Genomic DNA, 16,451 nt, shown 5'->3' with positions numbered 1-16,451 from the left:
GTTAGTCTTCAGCTTCAGGTGTTATTTCAGTGGCGGCAGCCGCCTGTTCGCGGTCCGATTGCCCTTTGACCCGTTTAAGCGCGAAATACACGAGGGCTCCGAGCAGAATCCACGCCATGCTGAGTGCCAACGCCAATGGATCTGTTCGGAGCAGGTACTCCACGAGCACCCCTGTTAGAAGCAGATTGAGCGCGATACCAATCAGTGGCGGTGCCGGGTAGAACGGCATCTCGTACGGCCGGTTCATGTTCGGGCGCTCCCTGCGGAGTCTGATGACGGCGACGTTGACGATAATGAACGACAGCAAGAAAAACAGGCTCGACATGTTGCCAGCACTTTGTGTCGGCAGTGCCACTGACCCGAGCATCACGACTGCGCTGGCGAGGATTGCGACGAACGGCGTCCCGTAGCGGTGGTGAATCTGGCCGATCGACGGGAGCAACTGTCCTTCACGTCCCATCGAGAACGCCACGCGTGACGACGCGATGACGACTGCGTTGAGGGCGGTGAGTGTCGAGAACACGGCCCCGAAAACAATGAGTGCACCACCGTTCTGGATAATCGGTAACCCGGTCGGCATGAACGATGTTGCTGCCGTGGCGATGCCGGCTTCGCCAGCGTCGGCGAGTCCCTCAGCCCCGAGCGTCCCGATGGCGACTGTCACAACGGCCAGATAGACGACAACCGTAACGGCGAGACTGATGAATATCGCCTTGGGGATGTTTTCACGCGGGTTCTGTACCTCCTCGGTGACGGTGGTGATGAGGTCGTACCCCTCGAAGGCAATGAAGGTTAGCCCCATCGCCGGCAGAACCGCGGCCGCCCCGCTGCTCTGTGGAAACAGCGGCTGGAATTCGGCCCCGGAGAACATCGGAGACGCGAGTCCGAACGCGACGAAGACCACCAGAATGGAGACTTTGATGATGGTGAAAATCGTCTCAACACTGCCGCTGGCGGCCGTCGAGACAGCGTTGAGCGCTACGAGCCCGAGGACGGCCACGAACGCCAGCACGAAGGCCAGCGGGAGCGCCGCGTCGATGACTGGAACCGCGACAGCACCCACTTGATCCGGTGGCGGGACCACACCGTAGACGTGCAGCAATTCGAGAAAGTTCGGTGCAAAACCCAGCGCATACAGCGCCCCCGCAATCATGTAGGCAAACCAGAGCATCCAGCCCATGATGAACGAGGCGAAGTCGTCGAATATCTCTCGCACGAAGGCGTATCCACCGCCGCTTTTCGGAATCGAGGCGGCAAGTTCCGCATATGAGAGTCCTGTGAACGCTGTGACGACGCCATTCAACGCAAAGACAAGAATCGCTGCCGGACCAGCGATTTCGGCAGCCAGTCCTGTCAGCACGAAGATACCGGCCCCGATCATCGCTCCCATCCCAATCATCGTCGCGTCAAGTAACCCGAGTTCAGCCTCAGGTGATCGAGTCTGGCTCTTACTCATTGCGTCCTGTTTTTATTCGGCGTGCCATCAATCGTACGCTGTATGCACTTTGTTCAGACCATTTGAGTACCGGGGAGAGTTCTTCCATTGGAAGAACGGTGAGTGGATTTTTTAAAAGCTTATTATAGCTGTTCCCCGGTACAATAGTGGTATTCTCGACCCATTAGAACTGCCGGGGCATTGAACATGACGCGTTTTAAACAATACTGCAATGACCCGAACAAAGCGATTTGTCATCGCCGGTGGCGGCCGTGTCGGGAAACAGACCGGCGAGAATCTCGCGGATCAGGGTCATGACGTACTGCTAATCGAATCCGACGAGGAGCGTGTTGAGACATTGTCCGATGCGTACATCGGCCCCGTTATCCACGGCGACGCCACAGCCCGTCAATTCTTGAACAGGCCGACATAGCCGATGCGGACGCCATCGCCGCACTCACTGACCAACCGGGCACGAACCTCGCAATCTGTATGGAGGCCCAGCAGTACGCCCCGTCGATTCGGACCATCGCGAGAGCGGAGACGGGGACGGAGCAGGAGTACGACGAGGTGGTGGATGCGACGCTGCTACCCGAGTATCTTGGTGGCGACTATGCGGCAGATATACTGACCGGCGAGGATATCCGCACCCTCGTCTATCCGACCGCTGAGCTCGACATCCTCGAAGTGAGTGTCGCCCCATCGGCCCCCGTTGCGGGGCGCCGTCTCGATGAAATCGCTCTTCCGTCCGGAAGCCTGTTGATCTCGACGGCGGACCGGACGGAACTCGCAGGAGCTGATACGGTGCTGGAACCTGATGAGCGCTATATTCTCGCTATCGAAACCGACGTGGTCGATGAAATGCTGAATCTCATGCGTGGCTAGCATTATAGAGATTAAGACAGAGTACAACCACGAGTGATTGGAATTCTATATATAACCGATAGGCGACTTCTGAGCGGTTCAGCCATCGCATAGCTTTCGACCAGGCTAGCGGAATATTTCTTCAGAGAACAGGTCGTATCGTAACCCAGCAAATATTCTACCTGCGGTATAAAAAGTACCGGCATGAACCCAGGGGTGGACGTCACAAGTCGGTTTCAGGGTCGAGGTACCTGAGATCCTCACGAGCCTATTAACGATTGTTTGGGAGTGGCCAGTGGCCCTGCCACGAAGACTCACATCCGCCATTGAGTATACCTAAGACTATATAAGTTGAAATAGTATCAGGAACTCTTTTCAAATCATAATAACTATACTGGTAGCACCCACCGATGTTTGACCCTCTGAAACGACTGACTAATATCCAGCTTTCTCGGCGAGACCGCCTCGTCACCTATTACCTCACCGGGCTCGCTGCATTGATTGTTGTCTATACGGTCACGTATAATTTCGCGCTGGCACAATTAGAGGGGGTCAACCAATCGATATTCGCGTCGTTCGAATTTATCGTCCAGACAATGACGACGACTGGATACGGCCAAGATTCGGGTATCTGGAGCCATCCATTGATGTTCTTGTTCGTTGCAGCGACACAGATCTCCGGCATCGCGCTCGGGTTCTTTACACTCCGGCTCATCATCATCCCGCTGTTTACTGGTGCAGAGGTCAATCTTGACAATCGTCTCACCTCCAAGCAGGACCACGTCATTATTTGTGAATACCGTCGGGATTCGGCCGTACTACTCGACGAGCTAAGAGAGCTCGGCATCGAGTATGTCCTGATCTCCTCGTCCGAAGAGCACGCCAAGGAACTCGCTGACGACGGGTACTCCGTCATTGACGGCTCACCGCAGGATACGTCGGCGTTCGAACGAGCCAGCATCGATTCCGCACGGGCCGTCATTACAGATGCCGGTGATGCGAACGTCAACACTATTCTGACAGTGCGCTCGATCGACCCGGACATAGAAATCATCACCCTTACCGACGACAGCGATATGCGTGATATCCTGCTGGATACGGGCGCCGATACCGTGCTGTCACCACACGGCGTTCTCGGTCGCCGACTCGCTGAAAAGGCCATCTCCTCGTTCAGTTCGGACTTGACGGATACAATCGATATCGGCGGTGAGATAGAGGTCACAGAAGTCCCAGTCCAGCAGGGGAACCGACTCATCGGGACGCGAATCCGCGACTCGAAAATCAGGGAAGAGACCGGCGCAAATATCATCGGTGCGTGGATCGACGGGGAGCTACAACTCCCACCTCACCCGGATGCGATTATCCGCTCGAATACGGTATTGCTCGTCACGGGCGCCCACGATGCCCTAGAGGCGTTCAGTGACTTTACCCAGCCGGCCCGAACGCTCCGGAAACACGAGCGTATCATCGTTGCCGGACAGGGAGAAGTCGGCCAGGCTGCACGTGACGTTGTGTCCGAGAGAGGGCTTGATACCGTGACGATTGATATCGAAGACCGAGATGGCGTGGATGTCGTGGGTGATTCCGGATCTGACGAAATCTTGGCTGAAGCGGGTATCGAGAGTGCTGGTGCTATTATTATTGGTCTGCCGGATGACTCTGCGGCACTACTGACAACCGTGTTAGCTCGGTCGTTGAATCAGGATATCGAAATCCTCGTTCGGGTGAGTGACACCGATGCGACCCGGAAGGCACTCAGTGCTGGAGCGGACTACGTGCTGTCGGTTCCACGGGTGAGCGCTCGAATGGTCGCCAGGGAACTCCGCGGCGAGGATGTCCTTGCACCAGCGAGTCAGATTCGGCTACTCCGTGTTCCCGCCACACCGCTGGCTGGGTCGACACTCGCCAAGTCAGGCATCTACGAAAAAACGGGTTGTCGCGTCATCGCTATCGAGGACGAGTCTGGGTTCACCAGCGCGGTTGATCCACAACGGAAGTTCACTGGAACCGAGCACATTGTCCTCGTCGGCTCCGATGAGTCAGTCCAGCAGTTCAGAAAGCAGTTCGACGTCTCACCGATAAAGTCTTAGAGATAACAGCCTGGGGGGTATCTAACCCTGCTGTTCGATGGGAGTGGATCTCTCTGAGGCCGATGATTGCGCCACAGACCGACCCAATATCGAATCGATACCTGATCTGCTGTCAATCCGTAACCGACCGGTCTTATTACAGTAGACAAGTGAATGTAGGATACGGATTCTCATGACGGACCCGGATCCACTACGAGTCGAATACACGACAGTGAGAGAGCTGATTGATTTTCTCATGTATACGGTCGAGAGCATCAGCCTTGGCTTCGATCGGTGGGAGGAAGAGCACATCCGCGGCCCTGGATTGTATTTCGTTATCGTGACTGGGGTCCACTCCGGGGCATATGCTGACTCATTAGGCGAGAATATGTGGCCGACCGAAACCTGTCAGGTCGTGTCGGAAGATCTTGATAGACTCGTCGAGGCGGCACGCACGGTTGGGTTCACACGTGATGGTGCTGTTATCATCAGCACGGACGGCACCATCCAAGAGCAGATGGTCCGAATCAAAAGCCAAAGTGACGCCGACGAAGACACACCGCTTGATTATGCCGACTGGATGGGAACAAAGCATCTGAGCGCCATTGAGGTCTCGGTTCGTTCAGAGGTCGTTGCAGCTATCACACTCAGCGAAGAAGACGGACGGATGTCGCTTTTCCAAGATGGCAGTTACGAGGATTACAAGCGCCACGAATTAGGTGGTGTGTGGCGTCCATCAGACTAATCAAATCGTCTTTGTCCCCGCTCACAAGTCGATTCCAATTTCACTACCCCATAAAAAAGGCAGTTAGCTACCTCTACGACGGATACATATCGTCGGACGGTATATCGGAGACCAGAATTGCTTCGATCCCTCAGCGAGTATTTCCGTCGGTTGCGGTTGCTCGTGTGGAACCAGCAAAAGGAGGATGACACCCAGTGCGACTCCGATCGACTGGACAGCCGCCCCGATATCACCGCCCCCAAGCAGCAGTGCCGAGGCGATCATGAGGTACACCGCGATGACGAGGTCCTCGTAGACGAGCGTCCCCAGCATCGGTTCGGCCTCATCGTTGGCGATCCACCCGATGTCGATGAGGGATTTCATAATGATGGCCGACGAGGAGATGTAGACGATTCCCGCCACCAGAAACGCCGGCAGGAACGCCCGAAAGAGGACGAACCCGAGCACCAGCCCGCCCCCGAAGTTGACGACGAGGTCGACCGTCCCGGCTTTGCCGATGCGGCTCCGGTTGGCGAGCAGGCGATTGAGGTTGAACTCAAGCCCAAGGAAGAACAGCAGGAACACGATACCGAGTTTTGCTCCCAATTCGACGAACTCGGTCGCGTCAAGCGCGTAAGGACCGAGTCGCCTGGCAACATTTGGACCGAGAAGGATGCCAGCGCCGATATAGAACGGGACGACCGACTGCCGGAGCTGGCTGGCGATGCTACCGACGAGTGCAACCGCGGCAAATAACACTCCGAGTTCGAAAAGCGCCACTTCACTGACCACACCACATCACCTCCAGTTCGTTCGCCATGGAGTCACTCTGAGTTAGCGGCGGCGTTGGAGAGGAACGAGTCGAACTTCTGCAGATCCTCCTGGGAGCCTAATAAAAACGAGCGAGTATCCAGTGAAAATCAGACTATTCGCTCCGTCGGTGTCGTCAAATCGACCCCTGTCGATGGCACTAAAAACTAGGAGAACGGTAGTGGGCAATCATTATTTTTGACTTATTTGCTTTCCACAGTTTGGACAATACCTGACAGAGGACAACACAGGATGGAGAAATTTCACTTCGAATTCGTAGTCACAGTGTGGACAGGTATTATCGGGCGGTTCACGCATCCAAATTCGGAGATTGGGCTCTGGTTCCTTCTTTTGAATCCTCCCAGCCATGGTGAGACTTCGAAGGATCGACCACATGTTACCGAGAGATGTACCGATGCGGTCTGCCAACTCTCGGGTAGTATAGGGTACGAACGGTTCCATTTCCTCGTAGACCGTTTCATCTGAGATCTGTCCAGAATCGTGGTTGTCCGATGGGGGATCAGTGGGCATTTGATAGCAGTACACTCCGGACCGTTGTAAACGCCTATATTCACAGTGACTCCCTCAGATGGCGTTCATGACTTCTGAGAGGATATGGGTACTAACAAAGAGCACGACGTGGTCGCCAGGCTTGATAATGGTCTCACCCCGAGGGACAATGAACTCACGGCCACGGGTGACTGCGCCAATCACAACTTCGGATGGAAGGTCAGTGATGCTTTCGTTGATCGGACGGTCCGCGAGAACACTCTCCTCAGTGACTTCGATCTCGATAACCTCTGCTTGACGATTCTCAACTAAAGAGAGATTCTCGATCTGTCCTTCTTGAGTGAAGCGGATAATTTCCTCGGCAGTAACTTCCCGCGGGTTGACTGCGACGTCAACGCCCACCGCCTCAAACAACGGGGCGTACTCCCCGTCTTCAACGATTGCAACCGTCCGCTGGACGCCAACATCCTTGGCCAGCAAGGAAACGAGAAGGTTCTTTTCGTCGCTATCTGTCGCTGTGATGAGTGTCCCCACCTGGCCGATATTTTCACTGCGGAGGAACTCCGTATCAGTTGCATCGTTATTCAGCACTAGAGTGTGTTGTAGTGTCTCGGCCAGTTCCTGTGCTCGATGTGCATCTTGTTCGACCAGGCGCGGCTCGATATCTTGGCCTTCGAGTCGTCGTGCCGTATGGTATCCGATATCGCTACCGCCAACAATGACGATATCGTTACTCTTGTCTGGGACAGTAGCAGGGGTAACTGTTCTCGAAAATGCCCGAATGCTTGCTGCCTCACCAATGATAATCACTCTATCTCCGGCTTCAATGAGGGAATCTCCATCCGGGATAATAATGTCCTCATCTCGGGCAATCGCAGCAAATGTCAGTGCCTCGAACTGGTCCGCCTCCGCAACAGTTTGGCCGACAAGTTCGTTTTCTTCCATAAGCTCAAATTCAGCCATCTGGACAAGGCCGCCAGAGTACGTCTCAACATCAACTGCTGCTGGGAGTCCGACGATGCGAGCAATGTTATCAGCTGTCAGGAGATTCGTTGAGACCATGAAGTCCACGCCGAATGCCCCCTCAGACAGTTCCCACGTATTAAAGAAGATTTCGTTACGGACTCTGGCAATCGTAAAGGCGTCGCTGACGGTCTTTGCTGTCCCACAAGTGACTAGGTTCGTCTCATCATCGTCTGTGCTGGCGATGAGCATATCGGCCTCCGCAATGCTAGCTCCCTGTAGTGTCTCAAGGGAGGTTCCATCTCCCTCAATCGCCAGCACATCTATTGAATAAGTGAGTTGTTCAACTTTTTCGGGGCTAGTATCGATAACGACGACATCGTGGTTTTCAGAAAGACTTGCTGCGATATTTAACCCCACCTGGCCAGCGCCGACAATCACTACTTGCATTGGCTTCCGGGAACCGTTCATACTCTGATTAATAGACGACACCCACTAATGGTCGTTCTGCATATCCCAGTTTGATGACGTATACTATATGGGGCTCTCGGCAGCATCGGGAGACGTGAAGACTTTTTATACTCCTCTCAACATGGTGATGACGGGAAGTTAAACGGAGAGAGTTGATTCTACTATGAGAAGCTACGTCGACTGGCGATCTGGGTTTAGCTTCGTTGGGACAATCCTGCGGAAACTATCTATGGCCCCGCTCGTTCCGGCTCTGGTTGCAGTGTATTACGGTGAGAATATACTCCCGTTTATTGTCACCACAGTAGCTATGTTTGGAGCTGGTTTCGTACTCGAACAACTTCGTGATGACCGGGAACTCGGCAAGCGTGAGGCGTTCCTAATGGTGAGTGCTACATGGCTAATTGTTCCTATTTTTGGTGCCATTCCGTATCTTATCGCTGGTCAGGGGACAATCGCACAACCCGTGAATGCCCTGTTCGAAAGCATGAGCGGATTTACGACGACCGGGTCAACTGTTCTGGCAGAAATCTCTTTTGAACAGCACTCCCACTCGATTTTGTTATGGCGACAACTCACACAGTGGATTGGGGGAATGGGGATTATCGTTCTCATGGTCGCAATTCTCTCTGAACTGTCTGTCGCTGGAGCACAAATCATCAACGAGGAAGCACCCGGTTTTTCACTTGAGAAGTTAACGCCACAGATTCAGGAAACTGCACGAGCACTGTGGAAGATCTATCTCGGATTCACTGTTGCCGCCGCTCTCGTTTATTATGCTTTGCACTTCGCCGGGGTCGCTCCAAACATGGGTGCTTACAATGCCGTTGCACACGCTCTTACGACAATGCCGACAGGTGGTTTTTCGCCCGAAGCACGGAGTGTCGAAGCCTTCGCTCCCATCGTCCAGTGGGCAGTGATGCCGTTCATGATCGTTGCCGGAACCAATTTCGCGTTATTGTGGTACCTCTTCAACGGTGAACCGAGACAACTAACGAAGAATCCAGAGTTCCGAACGTATCTCCTCGCTGTAGCTGCCATTGGCTCGCTCTTATCTGTCCTCTTAGTAACTGGATTAGGGATAGCGGAGATTCCGACCAATATCGGTCAGCTTTCCGGGGATCTGGAAAATTCGCTACGCCAGGGACTCTTTCAGACAATCGCGATCATCACGACCACGGGGTATGCCAGTATGGATTTCAATACATGGGGAGAGTCAGCTCAACTGGTTCTTCTGTTCGCCATGTTTCTCGGCGGGTCAGCTGGCTCAGCAGCGGGGTCTGTCAAAATCATTCGCTGGTATATTGTCTCCCGAGCGATGGGTCGACAGTTGTTCACGACAATACATCCGTCGGCTATTCGACCAATTCGTCTGAACGACGATACAGTCAACGAAGAGACTGTTCGAGACATATTTGTCTTTATATTCACATTCGTCTCGATATTCGTGTTTTCAACCGTGTTAATCTATTTAGACGCACTCCGTATCGGCCTCGATATCTCCGCACTCGAAGCAATCAGTGCCACGATTGCCACACTCGGGAACATCGGTCCGGGTGTGGGTATCGTCGGCCCAATGGACAACTTCCGGCCGTTCTCTGCGCCGGCCAAGCTCTATATGGTGGTTCTAATGTGGATCGGGAGACTTGAGATTATATCCGTGCTGGTAGTCTTCACGCCGAGCTTCTGGCAGCGATAGGAGTGAACCGCCTCGGGGTCAAGCTCCGAGGCACTCAGCCTGTCCCGCCTGTAGAGCACTCTGGATTACCGTATTACTCTCTTTGACTTCAAAATTCGCTGACCGATTTTCGAACGAGTATAGAAACTGTGCTCTCTGTAGATACATCCTATCTCCAGAAAGCGTCGTTGAGACAGAATCCGCTACCGATAGGCCCAGTATGAAACAAACGATAGGAAATGAGAGTTCACATAAGGATCAAAAAAAATTGAATCGCCTGCGGGAGGGTAACTCGAAGTACTGCCCCGCTGCACCCGAGACTAATGAAACCAAACAGGATAGCAAGCTGTGATTTATCATCCTCTATCCCGACCAACATCTGGTACAAAACGAACGATCCGGAACTCTGTAGCATAAATAGTCCCATCAGTGCCCCACCACTTACAAAAAATGGGTCTGCTTCGAGTGAAAAGACTGGATACGATAGAGCAGGCCATCCGAGCAAAATTGCAGATATACCTGTAATGACGTAGAGAAAGAACGGGGCCAATACTACAAGAGTGGCACGGACCCCCATAGCTAAAGTGAATTTGAGAGACGCCTCCAGAAGAGTAGCTATCATGGCCATCCGTGATTGAGGCGAATCCAGCGTATCGGACACAGCTATCTCGTATCGGCGTTATGTGGGGAGAGCTTATCAAAATACTGTAACGACTGTATACCTATCGAAAAACATCAAACTGGTGAAATTTTTGCCTTGTAGTATTGAGTTGGCAGAGCCGCAATTCGTCATAGACTGGCCCCACACACTACGGAACTGGATACACACTCTTAACAGATAGTGGATGAACCTACCAGTATGAGCAGTGAGACCGACGACGAAGATATCCTTGCACACGTGCTTCTTCCCGTCGCTCACGAAGCCGACGCGTTAGCGACGGCAACCGCGCTTGAACCATACGGGCCAGCCAATGTGACCGCCCTTCACGTTGTAGAGAAAGGCGGTGGCGTTCCGGACAAGACGCCAGTCGAACAGTCCGAAGAACTGGCCGAGGAGGCGTACGCTGCCGTCCGGTCAGTGTTCCCCAATACCGGCGAACATACCGCATACGGTCGAGATGTCGTGGAGAAAATATTCGAGGCCGCTGACGAGGTCGACGCCAGTGCCATTGCCTACCGTTCCCGCGGCGGGAATCGCCTCATGCAGTTTCTGTCCGGCGACATTTCGGTGAAGCTGGTGACCCAGGCAAATCGCCCCGTCATCGCGCTCCCCCGAGAGGAAGAGTCATGAGCGAGGAAGACCTCGCCAAGGACCTCGGACCACTCGCGGCGCTGACCATCGGTGTCGGAACGATGATCGGTGCAGGCATCTTCGTTCTGCCGGGCGAGGCTATCCTCAAGGCTGGGTCGCTGGCGTCTGTGGCGTTCGTTTTGGGTGGCATCATCGCCATGTTCACGGCACTGTCTGCCAGCGAACTCGGCACTGCGATGCCCCGATCAGGTGGGGCCTACTACTACGTCAATCACGCGCTGGGGCCGATGTTCGGGTCGGTCGCTGGCTGGGCCAACTGGCTCGGACTGGCCTTCGCCAGTGCCTTCTACATGGTCGGGTTTGGCCGGTACATTGCCCGCATCTTCGGTCTCTCCGGTAGTGTCGGTGTCGGCCCGATATCGATCACCGTAGTGAAGATAATCGCGCTCGTCGGTGGCGCCTTCTTCGTCCTCATCAACTACGTCGGTGCGAAGGAGACCGGCCGGCTTCAGAACATAATCGTCGTCCTGCTGATTGGTATCCTCACGGTGTTTACGTTCCTCGGGACGCTCCGAGCCGAACCGTCGAACCTCCCGGCCGCGACGGACGTGGTCACCACCCTAGAGACGACGGGCCTCATCTTCGTCTCCTATCTCGGCTTCGTCCAGATTACGAGCGTCGCCGAGGAAATCAAAGACCCTGGCAAGAACCTCCCGCGAGCGGTCATCGGCAGCGTCGTCATCGTGACTGTCATCTATGCGCTTGTCTTGGTGATCATGAGCGCAGCCGTCCCACAGGGCTTCATCGCGGACATCATCAGCTCTGACGCCGAGAACCCCATCGCTGTCGTCGAGGTCGGGAGCTACATCCAGGGGGCCGCGATGGGTGGTGCACTCCTGTTCGGCGGCTTGCTCGCTACCGCTTCCAGTGCGAACGCCTCTATCCTCGCGTCCTCGCGTATCAACTTCGCCATGGGACGCGATCGGATCGTCACACCAGCTCTCAACGAGATACACCCGAAGTACGGAACGCCGTACAGAGCCATCGGTATCACTGGCGGTCTGATTCTCCTGTTTATCGTCATCGGGGACTTAACGCTGCTTTCGGGCGCTGCATCGGGACTCCATCTCATCATCTACGGGTTGCTGAACCTCGCACTCATCGTCATGCGGTACGTAAACCCCGAGGAGTACACGCCCGACTTCGTCGTCCCACTGTATCCCTTGATGCCAATTCTCGGTGTCGTGCTCTCCTTTGCGTTGCTGGTGTTTGTCGCCGGAGACGCCCTGTTGCTTTCGTTTGGTATCGCCGCCGCGGCGGTACTATGGTACGGACTCTATGCCCGCTCACGTACCGAAAAACAGGGGATCCTCTCGAAACACATCATTTCACGGTCCGAGAAGATGCCCGACGCGGCCGTCAACGCGGCGGCCGGCGTCCAACCCGATGGCGGACAGTACCGTGTGATGGTGCCCCTGGCCAATCCCGAACACGAGAAGGACCTCATCACACTCGCCAGCGCTGTCGCCAAACAGCGCGGCGGGAGTGTAATTGCCACCCACATCGTCACGGTGCCTGACCAGACGGCGCTCTCGGCCGCTGCCGAGCGGTCCGACGAGATAGACAAGAGCTCACAGCACCTGCTTGATAGCGCCCGTGAGGACGCTGAAACCTTCGGCGTCGATGTCGAGACACATACTATCCTTTCGCACAAATCCTACGAAGCCATCTTCGATGCCGCCCGCACACACACCGCCGACCTCGTCGTGATGGGATGGGGCCCGGACTCACACGGTTCACCAGGGCGGGCCGAATCGGCTATGGACGAACTCACCGAGGCGGTCCCCTGTGACTTCCTCGTCCTCCGTGACCGCGGGTTCGACCCCTCGCGTATCCTCCTTCCCACAGCTGGCGGCCCAGACTCTGAGCTGTCAGCCAACATTGCGAAGCTGCTCCAGTCCGAATACAACTCCGAGGTGACGCTGCTCAACGTCAACGACGACCGCGGGGCAGGCGAGCAGTTCCTCCAGGATTGGGCGGCCGACCAGGGATTAGAGGACGCCGAACTCCTCGTCAAATCCGGTGACGTCGAAACAGCTATTATGAATGCCGCTGATGACGCCACACTCCTGCTCCTTGGCGCGACTGAGGAAGGGTTACTTCGCCGACTCGTCTCCAGGTCGCTCGTGTTAGACGTTGTTGACGACGTGGAGTGTTCGGTACTGCTGGCGGAGAAACACCGTGACCGAGGCCTGATTGAGCGACTGTTCTGAATGGGGGACCTCTCTACATTATCCGTTCGGTTGTGCTAAAACTCGTTGAAATAGCGATTCGAAGACGTATGCATTGAGAGCGCCAGTCTCAACTACCAGCTCAAATTCTTACCTTTGATAAACAACACTATTGTTGTCCGCATAGGTTCATGATTCCCTTTATGTATTCTGTAGCTTCGGCCACTCCTGTACTGCAGACGGCAGACGAATCATCGCAGGGTCACGCATGAGATACCACCGGCGCTCTTCATGACACGGAGACGATTGAACTCGTGCATTGAGAGCGGCGGTCTCAACTTCTGTGGGGATGCCGAAGACCGAATTGTGTCGCAGTTTGTCGAGCAGGCACTCTAATCGGGGCAAGCGAAGGAAGGTAGTTCCATATGCATTGAGAACGCTGGTCTCAACTTCTGGTCGTGTACCCTTTCGAATAGAAATCGACATTAGAAAGTGTAAGACAATCAAAATCTGGTGTCTAGAAATTCGGTCAGTCCCGAGACGTGATCTTACCCAAGTTCGGAATATATTCGCCGCTGTCAGTCGGCGATGTCACCCGTTCTAGTCCTCGTCACGCTACTACTCGTTGATTTGTCCCAGCAGCATGTTCGAGACATGGCGGTTGGTCTCTTTCAGGTCGGTCACTTTTACGAATTAGGCTTCAGGACTTCCGACCGTCTATCACGAGTTCTGCAAGCCGGTCTGGGTTTTCCATCGCCAACTTGAGCAGTGCCTCGTGGTACTCCCGTTTCGGGATATCCCGCAAGCCAGCATCGCGGAGTTCACGTTTCACCTCGAAGTCGAGTATGTCCTCGAACTCGTCCCATGTGTCGGACCTCGGGTAGATAGCCTCCTGTGAGGCGTCGTCGTACGGGAACGCCGGTCGACGCTTCCAGTCGTTGCCGTCGTTTTCTGTAGACGGTTCCGACTGTTGGCGGTCAGTCTGATTTGTATCTGGCATAGGTTTTGATTTCGCCTCGCCCGCGTCGTCAGCGTTGTCGGCGTCGTCGGCATCTTGCTGGGCCGCTGCGTCTTCAAGATCATCGAAACCCATTAGCGACGCACCTCCCCAGTCTCAACGATTTTTGCGAGTTCGTCGTAACACTGGAGTTGATCGCACCCAGGGTCGTAGTCGCGCAACGGTACACCCTCGTCGTTCGCATTGTCGATAGCCGCTCGGTGTCGAATACCAGGAAGGTCATGGTCATACGCTCCGTTATCCACGTTCTCCCAGTCCTCGGGTGAGAGATACGCGTAGTTCGGGACGTGTTTTGCGACGGCCTCGCGGGTGGTCATTTCCCGGAGTAGCCGGCGGTCGCGCGTGTCTTGGTCAATACGGTCGCTGAGGTCTGTCGGCGTCACGGCGAGAATATCGAGATCGAAGTACTCCCGGGCTTCCATGACCAAGCGTTGGACTGTATTCGTCAACCCGGTCTCATAGCCGTTCTCTGGCCGGAGTGGGATGATAATGTTCCCGGTCGCATACATCGCATTGTCGTTAAGCTTCCCGCGATTGGCCGGACAGTCAATGACGATATAGTCGTACGTTTCGCCGAGCAGTTCGCCGACTAGTTCCTCTTTGAGACGTGTCGTCCCCATCGTAGCCTCCTTAAGCCCCGACTGGACGTCTTCTAGGTCAACGTGAGCTGGGAAAAGGTCGAGCCCATCACTAACGTTTGTTATGTAATCATGCGGGTCCGCGCCGTCAAGCAAGACATCGGCGGCGTGGTTCGTGTTCCAGCGCTCACCCCGGTACGCGTCGTCATGACCTAGAATAAGCGTCATGTGGCCGTTGTCGTCAAGATCGATCAGTAACGCGCGTTCGTTTCGATGGGCAAGCTCGCTCCCGAGGTTGATCGCTGTCGTTGTCTTTCCGAAGCCGCCTTTCAAGACGCCCACACTGACTGCGCGCGGCGTTGGTGCTTCATCACTCATAGCAGGCTTATCTACCTTAGGTGACTTAGCTGTTCTGCCTTAGGTAACTTAGATAGTGTGCCTTAGACACCTAAGGTAGCTTATTTAGATGAGGTAGATTACGTAGGTGGAATAGCTGATGTATTTGAGACCGCCAAGTTATGATTCCGTTATCAAAGAGCCGCATACCAAGTTAGCAGGATCGTCACGCCTAATGGTATCGTGAAAATGACTAGCATCGCGACTAAACGTAGGTTGTTACCCTAGCTCCCTGCAAATATTTTATTTCCCTCGATACACTCCCCAAGCACCCGTTGAAACGCGTCTTGATACCGCTTTACGGTTCCCGTATCATCTTCCAGATACGCTTCGATCGTCCTGATTTTTGGCTTCAATTCAGACGCTGCGTTTGGTGATCGGGATTAATTAATCGATACCCCGGTATCTGCTGGTCCTTCTCTACAGTGACCGTGTCGTCAGTCATAGAATCGGACGTCTGATCGTAGCTAATGACGCGAGCTTCGCAGTTTCACATACAGTCAGTCTGGCTTCAAGCTCGACAAGAAGGGCAGTCAGACTGTGCTGTCACTCTCGAACCTCGGAGATATACCGATTCGACTCCACCGAGCCATCCCCGACGAGGCAACGCTTGGAGCGCGAGCAACGGAACCTCTCGCGGAAGCAACACGGGTCGAACAACTACAAGAAGCAACGGCGGCGCGTAGCGGAGTGTCATGCGGACCTCCGACGCAAGCGCCGCGACTTCTTACACAAACTCTCGAACTACTACGCTCGGAAGTATGACCTCGTGGCGGTCGAAGACCTGAACGTGAAGGGGATATGGAATCGCCGTCGAACAGCCGCAACACGGCGTCCGCCGCGTGGCGAACATTCCTCTCGTTGGTCGAATACAAGTGTGAGCGGGAGGGTACACACTTCGTCGCGGTCAATCCGAGTGGGACGACCAAAGAGTGTGCGTCCTGCGGCGTTTCGACCGATAAGCCGTTGTGGGTGCGCGAGCACACCTGTCCCGCCTGCGGGTTTGAGGCGGACAGGGACGCGAACGCGGCGTGGAACATTCTTTCTCGCGGTATCAAGCAGTTAGGAGTGGGTCACTCCGAAGGAACGCCTGTGGAGACTGTGCTCCCTGTGGATACACCCGTGTCTGCAAAGCGCGTCGTGGAAGCAGGAAGCCCTACCCTCAAGGAGCGAACGGCGCAAGCCGTGAGCGAGTAGGGTAGGGTAGTTCACTCCTGTAATCAACATCTCAGCCCAAAGTGTCTCAGCCTCGAAATCAGAATTGCATCCAACCGTCCGGGGAAGTAAAGTTGCAGGCTCTCAAGTATAGTGTATAGTTGACTGACTAGGAGGGTGTCATAGAACTCTTCTCACACCGTGATGATCGTGCTTCCCGGATTGTCTCCGCGTTCGTAATTGGTGATTGCGACGACCAGGCGAAGACACAGTGCGAGGAAGACCTGCGCTCGTGCGTGG

General features: G+C 54.7%; 10 protein-coding genes and 4 pseudogenes. 8 read left to right on the top strand and 6 right to left on the bottom strand.

From position 1 onward, the window contains the following. Position 1: 1 nt before the first annotated feature. On the bottom strand, positions 2 to 1,456 hold the full coding sequence (locus G9463_RS12790; RefSeq protein ID WP_014030785.1) for an APC family permease: 1,455 nt from the start codon (positions 1,454 to 1,456) through the stop codon (positions 2 to 4). 211 nt (positions 1,457 to 1,667) lie between these two features. On the opposite strand from G9463_RS12790, the pseudogene G9463_RS24530 reads away from it, so the two are divergent. The 4 genes and pseudogenes from G9463_RS24530 to G9463_RS12775 all read left to right on the top strand — a co-directional run. Next, positions 1,668 to 1,936: pseudogene (locus G9463_RS24530) on the top strand (NAD-binding protein); the annotation flags it as partial. Continuing rightward, on the top strand, positions 1,928 to 2,320 hold the full coding sequence (locus G9463_RS24525) for a TrkA C-terminal domain-containing protein (protein WP_370457914.1): 393 nt from the start codon (positions 1,928 to 1,930) through the stop codon (positions 2,318 to 2,320). The pseudogene G9463_RS24530 and the gene G9463_RS24525, both read left to right, overlap by 9 nt. 389 nt (positions 2,321 to 2,709) lie before the next feature. Further along, entirely contained in the window at positions 2,710 to 4,389 is a 1,680-nt protein-coding gene (locus G9463_RS12780; protein WP_165896895.1) for a TrkA family potassium uptake protein, read from the top strand. A gap of 172 nt (positions 4,390 to 4,561) precedes the next feature. After that, positions 4,562 to 5,113 (top strand): diadenylate cyclase, encoded by a 552-nt coding sequence (locus tag G9463_RS12775; protein ID WP_014030783.1) that lies wholly within the window; start codon positions 4,562 to 4,564, stop codon positions 5,111 to 5,113. Between the two features lie 168 nt (positions 5,114 to 5,281). On the opposite strand, the pseudogene G9463_RS12770 reads toward G9463_RS12775, so the two are convergent. Then, positions 5,282 to 5,872 (bottom strand): annotated as a pseudogene (locus G9463_RS12770) (cation:proton antiporter); the annotation flags it as partial. A gap of 615 nt (positions 5,873 to 6,487) precedes the next feature. Continuing rightward, positions 6,488 to 7,846 carry a Trk system potassium transporter TrkA gene (gene trkA, locus G9463_RS12765; RefSeq protein ID WP_255458698.1) on the bottom strand — a complete coding sequence of 453 codons (1,359 nt, stop codon included), beginning with the start codon at positions 7,844 to 7,846 and terminating at the stop codon, positions 6,488 to 6,490. Between the two features lie 163 nt (positions 7,847 to 8,009). On the opposite strand from trkA, the gene G9463_RS12760 reads away from it, so the two are divergent. The 3 genes from G9463_RS12760 to G9463_RS12750 all read left to right on the top strand — a co-directional run bounded on the left by G9463_RS12760 (position 8,010) and on the right by G9463_RS12750 (position 13,046). After that, entirely contained in the window at positions 8,010 to 9,542 is a 1,533-nt protein-coding gene (locus G9463_RS12760) for a TrkH family potassium uptake protein (RefSeq protein ID WP_014030780.1), read from the top strand. Positions 9,543 to 10,380: 838 nt separating this feature from the next. Then, the gene (locus tag G9463_RS12755; protein ID WP_014030778.1) at positions 10,381 to 10,812 is read left to right on the top strand and encodes a universal stress protein; all 432 of its coding nucleotides are present in this window, start codon (positions 10,381 to 10,383) and stop codon (positions 10,810 to 10,812) included. Then, positions 10,809 to 13,046, top strand: a complete 2,238-nt coding sequence (locus G9463_RS12750; RefSeq protein ID WP_014030777.1) for an amino acid permease — start codon at positions 10,809 to 10,811, stop codon at positions 13,044 to 13,046. The genes G9463_RS12755 and G9463_RS12750 overlap by 4 nt, the downstream gene beginning before the upstream one ends. Positions 13,047 to 13,704: 658 nt before the next feature. Here the strand turns inward: G9463_RS12750 and G9463_RS12745 are convergent. Continuing rightward, a complete protein-coding gene (locus G9463_RS12745; RefSeq protein ID WP_165896894.1) occupies positions 13,705 to 14,097 on the bottom strand; it encodes a hypothetical protein in 393 nt (130 codons plus the stop codon). After that, positions 14,097 to 14,978, bottom strand: coding sequence for a ParA family protein (locus G9463_RS12740; protein WP_165896893.1), 882 nt, complete (start codon positions 14,976 to 14,978; stop codon positions 14,097 to 14,099). Before G9463_RS12740 ends, G9463_RS12745 begins: the two co-directional genes overlap by 1 nt. Before the next feature lie 492 nt (positions 14,979 to 15,470). On the opposite strand from G9463_RS12740, the pseudogene G9463_RS12735 reads away from it, so the two are divergent. Next, positions 15,471 to 16,193: pseudogene (locus tag G9463_RS12735) on the top strand (RNA-guided endonuclease InsQ/TnpB family protein); the annotation flags it as partial. Between the two features lie 152 nt (positions 16,194 to 16,345). Here the strand turns inward: G9463_RS12735 and G9463_RS12730 are convergent. Next, positions 16,346 to 16,451, bottom strand: a pseudogene (locus G9463_RS12730) (IS5/IS1182 family transposase); the annotation flags it as partial.

The organism is Haloarcula sp. JP-Z28 (assembly GCF_011440255.1).
In the GTDB taxonomy this organism is placed as follows: Archaea; Halobacteriota; Halobacteria; order Halobacteriales; family Haloarculaceae; genus Haloarcula; species Haloarcula marismortui.
This window is presented reverse-complemented; position numbering and strand designations above follow the sequence as displayed.